Origin of the sequence: Pseudomonas sp. Sample_14, assembly GCF_004307515.1 — a bacterium.
In the GTDB taxonomy this organism is placed as follows: Bacteria; Pseudomonadota; Gammaproteobacteria; order Pseudomonadales; family Pseudomonadaceae; genus Aquipseudomonas; species Aquipseudomonas atacamensis.
This window is the reverse complement of sequence record NZ_RCOC01000030.1, coordinates 1-2,649: the sequence shown is the minus strand read 5'-3', so window position 1 is coordinate 2,649 and position 2,649 is coordinate 1. Positions and strand designations below refer to the sequence as shown.

Genomic DNA, 2,649 nt, shown 5'->3' with positions numbered 1-2,649 from the left:
TCCATCACCACTTTCATGCCGCTGCTCAGGTGGATTTCTTGCCCTGCGTCGATGAACTGGCCGGTGCCGATCTTGATGTGCTGATTCACACCGACGGTGAGGTGGTCGTTGGCGCGGGTTTCGACTTTGCGGTCGGCGTAGACGGTGTGGTGTTCTTCGGCTTTGAAATCCGTGTAGCTGTTTTGCTCGACGGTGTCGTGGCGTTCGTTGCCGACGCGGATTTTCTGATCGTGCTCGATGTTTTCGTCCCAGTCGCGCTGGGCGTGCAGGTAGATCTGTTCCTGGCCTTTTTTGTCTTCGATGCGCAGTTCGTTGTAGCCGCCACCGCCCATGGAGCTCAGGGTCTTGAAGGTGCTGCGGGTCTTGTTCGCCGGCAGTGGATAGGGGACGGTGTTTTCCTTGTGGTACAGGCAGCCGCTGATCAGCGGTTGATCGGGGTCGCCTTCAAGGAAGGTGACCAGCACTTCCATGCCGATGCGCGGGATGGCGATGCCGCCGTACTGGGCGCCGGCCCAGGCGCTGGAGACGCGCAGCCAGCAACTGGTCTTGTCGTCGGCCTGTCCTTCGCGGTCCCAATGGAACTGGACTTTGACCCGGCCGTATTCGTCGCAGTGGATTTCTTCGCCTTTCGGGCCGGTGACCACCGCGCTCTGGCTGCCGAGGATTCGCGGTTTCGGGTGGCGCAGCGGCGGGCGGTTGGGTACGTCCCATGGCGTGGCCTGGAAGCGGTTGCGGTAGCCCTGGTGGAAATCGTCTTTCAGCGCGGTGGTGTCGCTGGTCACCGACTCCTCGAGCACTTGCGGCTGCTTGCCTTCATGCAGGACTTCGGTGAGCAGCCAGAGGTCGTTCCACTTGGCTTTCGGGTGTTCGGTCAGGGCGAGGAAATGGCCGCTGACCAGCAGTGGCTGATCACTCTTGCCTTCGGCCAATTGGAAGTCGCTGCGATGGCGTTCGAGGGCGCGTTTGGCCAGGTGCTTGCCGCGCTCGCGGTCGATGAAGCGGCCCGGGTAATCGTAGTCTTCGAGGTCGGGCAGGGCGTCGCCACGGTTTTCGCTTTCCAGGGTCAGGCGCGGTTTTTCGAAGTCGTAGTCGCGACGGGTGGTGCGGCTGGTGCGGGTTTCCAGGCGCAGGTCGAAGCGCTTGATCACCGGGTTGCTGGCGACCATGCCGGAGTCTTGCTGATAGGGCACCGGGGCCAGTTTCGGGAACACCGTCTGGTCGTCGCCGAACACCAACTTGTGCGCGTTGGCGCTGTGCTGGAAGTGGAAGTGAATGCCTTCTTCCTCGCACAGGCGCTGGATGAAGTGCAGATCCGACTCGTCGTATTGCACGCAGTAGATGCGCTCGGGATAGATCGAGCCGGTCTTGAATTCGTAGGCGTTGCTTTGAATGCCGTGCTCTTCGAGCACCATGCCGATGATTTTCGGCACGCTGAGGTTCTGGAAGATGCGCTGGTTGATGCGGTGCGCCAGGTACGCCAGTTGCGGGCGCAGGGTCACCGAATAACGGGTCAAGCGCTTGCCGGAATCGCCTTGCGCGGCGCGGTAGATCTGGCCATGGATGCCGCTGCCGTCAGGCGACAGCTGCAGAAAGGCCGGTTTGTGCAGCAGGGTTTCGAGGTCCAGCGACGGCTGCTCACTGACCAGCTCCACCTCAAAGACAAAAGGCTGGCTGATGGCTTCCCGGCCGGTGAGGGTAAACACCTGAAAGTCGGCGGAAAGCCCTTCGATGGTCAGGGCAAAGTGGGTTTCATTGGCCGGCGCGAACATCCCTTGTTCCTCGTGCTGTACAGCGGCGCTCGTCGACGACCGCAAAAAAAGCGGCTCAACGTACGCGAAATTCTGGAGGGGCGTAAACAACATCGACCAGCAGAGCTGGCCGATGCGTGTAACGGTCAGCCGTAATTAAACGACTGGAGCACGCCAGTCATCGGAACCCGAAGTACCGGATACTTCGTGGGTCCAGGTGATTTTGCGGTAGGTGAACTGCACTTCTTCCAGGTGGGTGAAGTGCGCGTTGCCTGGATCCTGGCAGTTGTGCATTTTGTTGTTGATGGCGACGATGATCGCGTCTTCCAGTTTGGTGGTGTAGTAGTGCTCTTGGGTGCCTTGGGCCGAAGTGCGGTACCACTGGATAACGATTTCGCTCATGCGCTCGCCGGAAGTCAGTGCTGCTTGCAGCAGTGGCGAAGCCTTGTCGTAGACCTTGGTGATCACAACTGGCTTGTGAACGCGCTGACCGGTTGGCTGACCGGATTGCGGGTCACGCGGGATGATCACGTCGTGGGTGAAAGCCTGAACCATGACCTGGTCTTCGTGGCCTTCCTGGTAGGTGTTGCCAACGGAGTCGGCGGTGAAAGCGCCGGCAGTGATCAGGCCTTGTTTTTCGCCGGTAACCGACATGTACGCTGGTGTTGCCATGGGGTGCTCTCCTTGCGGATAAAGTTAGGGTGCCCGGAGGCGAAATCGCCCGGTGGGTGACTGAGGGTTATCAAGGAGCGTGCCAGGTTTTGCGCGGTGCCCGGATGGCGGGGGCGCCACGCTGGTTGGTGATCATTCGCGGCGTTTTTCAGCGGGCAAGTCGGGAGAAAGTGCGCAAGAAGTTGCGCAGTACTGCGCAACTTCTTGCGCACTTGGCTGCAGGGCTTGC

General features: G+C 60.4%; 2 protein-coding genes. Both read right to left on the bottom strand.

What is annotated here, in order from left to right; all coding sequences use genetic code 11:
• A partial coding sequence (locus D8U61_RS07240; protein WP_130926678.1) for a type VI secretion system tip protein VgrG occupies positions 1 to 1,769 on the bottom strand: 1,769 nt, incomplete at its 3' end.
• A gap of 135 nt (positions 1,770 to 1,904) precedes the next feature.
• Positions 1,905 to 2,420, bottom strand: a complete 516-nt coding sequence (locus tag D8U61_RS07235) for an Hcp family type VI secretion system effector (RefSeq protein ID WP_007949952.1) — start codon at positions 2,418 to 2,420, stop codon at positions 1,905 to 1,907.
• Between the last annotated feature and the right edge of the window lie 229 nt (positions 2,421 to 2,649).

Coding starts and splice junctions, on each gene's coding strand:
- D8U61_RS07235 (WP_007949952.1), bottom strand. CDS start 2,420: ATGGCAACACCAGCGTACATGTCGGTTACCGGCGAAAAACAAGGCCTG.